General features: G+C 69.2%; 6 protein-coding genes. 4 read left to right on the forward strand and 2 right to left on the reverse strand.

Features of this window, described 5'->3' with window-relative positions; all coding sequences use genetic code 11:
* From AC1DOC_RS24405 to AC1DOC_RS24420, 4 genes are all read left to right on the forward strand, one after another.
* Positions 1-1,029 (forward strand): porin (locus AC1DOC_RS24405; protein WP_478130665.1); only part of this gene is annotated, 1,029 nt, incomplete at its 5' end.
* 77 nt (positions 1,030-1,106) lie between these two features.
* On the forward strand, positions 1,107-1,391 hold the full coding sequence (locus AC1DOC_RS24410) for a hypothetical protein (RefSeq protein WP_478080305.1): 285 nt from the start codon (positions 1,107-1,109) through the stop codon (positions 1,389-1,391).
* 13 nt (positions 1,392-1,404) lie between these two features.
* Positions 1,405-2,028: an ATP-binding protein gene (locus tag AC1DOC_RS24415; protein ID WP_478080304.1), complete on the forward strand. Its 624-nt coding sequence runs from the start codon at positions 1,405-1,407 to the stop codon at positions 2,026-2,028.
* A gap of 79 nt (positions 2,029-2,107) precedes the next feature.
* Entirely contained in the window at positions 2,108-2,647 is a 540-nt protein-coding gene (locus AC1DOC_RS24420) for a hypothetical protein (protein WP_478084236.1), read from the forward strand.
* A 9-nt stretch (positions 2,648-2,656) separates the two neighbouring features.
* Here the strand turns inward: AC1DOC_RS24420 and ureG are convergent, their stop codons facing one another.
* A complete protein-coding gene (gene ureG, locus AC1DOC_RS24425) occupies positions 2,657-3,307 on the reverse strand; it encodes an urease accessory protein UreG (protein ID WP_015867022.1) in 651 nt (216 codons plus the stop codon).
* Positions 3,308-3,325: 18 nt separating this feature from the next.
* The coding region (locus AC1DOC_RS24430; protein ID WP_478130666.1) for an urease accessory protein UreF at positions 3,326-3,676 on the reverse strand (351 nt) is incomplete at its 5' end.

The raw sequence follows: 3,676 nt of genomic DNA on the forward strand, positions 1-3,676 counted from the left end.
GCCACAGGCTTGAGCTCCAAACAGAGCAAGTGGAGCCTCGCCAACTCCGGCTACAACTCCAGCCGCATCGGCTTCCGTGGCACGGAAGACCTGGGCGGCGGGCTGGCCGCCAGCTTCTGGCTCGAAGCGCCGATCACCAACGATGACGGCGCCACCGGCATCTCCACCTTCAACCGCCGCTCCACCGTGAGCCTGTCGGGCGGCTTCGGCGAACTGCGGCTGGGCCGCGACTACACCGCCACCTTCTGGAACGACACGGTCTTCGATCCGTTCGGCACCAACGGCTCGGGCGCCAGCGTGATCAACACCGTGAGCGGCAGCACCGGCCTGAACAACACCAACTACGTGCGTGCGAGCAACATGGTCGGCTACTTCCTGCCGCCCAACCTCGGTGGCTTCTACGGCCAGCTGCAGTACAGCCTGAACGAGAACACCCGGACCAGCGCCACCGACCTCACGGCCGCCACCAGCAGCAGCGCGGGCCGCTACGCGGGCGGGCGCTTCGGCTATGCGAACGGGCCGCTCGACGTGGCACTGGCCGTGGGCGAGAACGTCGCGGTGGACACCACCTCGCTGACCCGCAAGGTGCAGACCATCAACCTCGGCGCGTCGTACGACTTCGGCCCGGTCAAGCTGTTCGGCGAGCTGTCGAACGTGAAGAACAAGTTCGACCTGGCCGTCGGCAACAGCCACGACAGCTACAACGGCTACCTGATCGGCGCGAGCATGCCGGTGGGGGCGGGCGTGATCCGCGCGTCGTACTCGACCGTGCGCTACGACGAAGGCGCCGCGGGCATCACGGGCGAGGATCCGCGCGCGCAGAAGCTGGCCATCGGCTATGTGCACAACCTCTCGAAGCGCACGGCCCTGTACGCGACCGTGGCCCGCGTGAACAACCGCAACGATGCGGCCTACACCGGCAGCCTGAGCGCCGCGAGCACCACGGGCTACGGCAGCGCCGGCGTCAGCTACACGGGCCTGCCGCGCTCGTCCACGGGCTACGACTTCGGCATCCGGCACGCGTTCTGACGACAGGCGATGTGCGGCGGGGCCTTGCAATGCACAGCCCCGCCGCATGTGCCCGTGAACTTGTTCATGAGGTTCGAATGACCAGAATCCACCACTACCTGGCGGGCCTGCTCGCCGCGGCCGGCTTGTCCGGCTGCATCATGCTTCCCCCGCCGCCGCCCCATGGTCCGCTGCCCGGCTGGCACGCGGGTTTTCGCGGCGAAGCACCGCCAGGGCCGCCCATGGCCGCATGGGACGTGTGCGACGGCCAGGCCGAAGGCGCGCGTCCGGTGCTTCCGGGTCCTCGCGCCGACAGCTTGACCGGGACTTGCGAACGCGGTCCCGGTGGTGCGCTGGAGTTCCGGCCGCCGCAGGGGCGCTGAAGGCGCACGAGCCATGTATTCAAGCAACCTGGGCCTGGCCATTGCCATCGTCGTTGCACTCGGCCTCGCCGCAGTGCTGGCCTTCATCGCCTCCCTGTTCGTTGCCAACCTCAAGGCCGGCTCGCAAGCGCGCGAAATGGCCGCCGAGGCCCGCCACGAGGCCGAGCAGAAGATGCGCGAGAGCCGCATGCAGGACCTGCGGCCGCTTGTCGCGTCGCTGCGGAGTTTTGAAGATTCCGAAGGCGCGTCCGGCTGGCCGATCCGCTTCGACATCCGGGTTCCGCACGAGGTGGTGCCCGTCTTCGGCATCGAGGCCGAGCTCGAGGAACTGCTTTCGAAGGTCGCGCGTTATGCGGCAAAGGTCATGTCCCCCGGCGCCACGCTGCAGGTCTCGGCGCGGGTGGAACGCGGCCAGGCCGTCATCCACTGGAGGGATCTCGATGCCTCCGATGCGAGCCCGCCGCTGGCGCGTTTTCTCGAGGCGACGCAGGTCGTCGGCCATGCCGGTGCGCGCGTGTGCGAGCGCATCGCGAGCCGCCACGGCGGGCGCATCTATGCGGCGCCGGACGCGGGCGGCGCGCTGGGCTTGACGCTGCGGCTGCCGCTGCCCGGGCGGGCGGCGTCGGCGGGAGGCTGAGTGCCGGGCCTTCGCTCGCACGATACTTGCGGCTTGCTCGCTGCCTGTGCTGGCCGCAAATTGATTCTTTCCTGTTCCGATGTCGAAGCTGCGATCCCCCGTTCCCCCGCTCTTTTTCGGTCTGCTCGTTCGCGCACTCGCCGCGAGCGCCGCAGTCTTTGCTGCCGGGGCGCTGCATGCGCAGGCGCTGCCGCCCGGCGTGCGGCTCGGCATGACGGCCGTCGAACTGCAGGCCGCAATGCCCACGATCGAGCGCGTGCCGCGGCCGCAGCGGCTCGCGGGCGGCCTGGTCGGCGGCTGGCGGGGGGCGCCGGTCTCGATGGCGGGGCTGGTGTTCGAACCGACCTTCTTCTTTGCCGATTCGCAGCTGCGGCGCGTCGAGTACCTCGCGTCCGCAGCGGCGGTGCCCGACGGCGGCGCGGCCGCGTTTGCCGACCTGCTCCGATGGGGCCGCGCGGCCTTCGGCGCCGAGCTGGCCTCGAACGATCCCGGCAGTGCCTACGCGGCGTGGACGCACGAGGATGCCGACGTGTACCTGCAGCACGTGCGCGATGCGCGCCGCGGGGGCGTGCGGCTGGTCTACAAGGCGCGGCAGCTGCGCGACGGCAGCGAACTCTGAGGGCGTGCCTCAGTCTGCGGTCAGCATGCCGCGCTTCTCGATGAACGCCACCACCTCGGCCACGCCGGTGTGGGTCTTGAGGTTGGTCATCACGTAGGGCCGCTGGCGGCGCATGCGCTGCGTGTCCTGCTCCATCACGTCGAGGTTCGCGCCGACGTAGGGCGCGAGGTCGGTCTTGTTGATGACGAACAGGTCGCTCTTGGTGATGCCGGGGCCGCCCTTGCGCGGAATCTTCTCGCCGGCCGCCACGTCGATCACGTAGATCGTCAGGTCCGACAGCTCGGGGCTGAAGGTGGCCGCGAGGTTGTCGCCGCCCGATTCGACGAACACCACGTCGGCATCGGGAAAATCCTCGAGCATGCGGTCGATGGCCTCGAGGTTGATCGACGCGTCTTCGCGGATGGCGGTGTGCGGGCAGCCGCCGGTCTCCACGCCCATGATGCGCTCGGCCGGCAGCGCGCCGGCCACGGTGAGCAGGCGCTGGTCTTCCTTGGTGTAGATGTCGTTGGTGATGGCGACGAGGTCGTACTTGTCGCGCATGGCCTTGCAGAGCATCTCGAGCAGCGTGGTCTTGCCCGAGCCGACCGGGCCGCCGATGCCCACGCGCAGCGGCGGCAGTTTCTTGGTGCGATGGGGAATGTGGTGCAGGGCGGAGGTCATGGGCGTTGTCCGGTTCGGTCAGCTTCGAAAGAGGCGCGAGTATTGTGTTTCATGCCGTGCCGACAGCACGGCCAAGAGGGGCGCAAAGGCCTGGCGCTCGTCGTCGCCAAGCTGCATTGCGCGCTCGACGGCGGCGGGAATCTCGTTGGCGAGCCGCGCCAGGATGCGCTGGCCCGCGCTCTGGCCGAGCGGCACGGCCTTGACCGCCGCGGCCACCATGTTCTCGGCCCATCCAAAGGCAAAGGCCAGGCAGCCGTCGTGCACCGAGGCGCCGGTGCGGCTCGCGGCAAAGGCAAAGGCGACGGGATAGCTCGCGGGCAGGCCGGCAAAAACGGCAGCCGTGTCGTCGTGGTGCAGCTTGAGCCATTC

The sequence above is a fragment of the Variovorax sp. 01T439_2 genome (assembly GCF_056398445.1).

Bases quoted from the DNA above. Each gene is read 5' to 3' on its own strand.
- AC1DOC_RS24410 (WP_478080305.1), top strand. From the start codon at position 1,107: ATGACCAGAATCCACCACTACCTGGCGGGCCTGCTCGCCGCGGCCGGC.
- AC1DOC_RS24415 (WP_478080304.1), top strand. From the start codon at position 1,405: ATGTATTCAAGCAACCTGGGCCTGGCCATTGCCATCGTCGTTGCACTC.
- ureG (WP_015867022.1), bottom strand. From the start codon at position 3,307: ATGACCTCCGCCCTGCACCACATTCCCCATCGCACCAAGAAACTGCCG.
- AC1DOC_RS24420 (WP_478084236.1), top strand. From the start codon at position 2,108: ATGTCGAAGCTGCGATCCCCCGTTCCCCCGCTCTTTTTCGGTCTGCTC.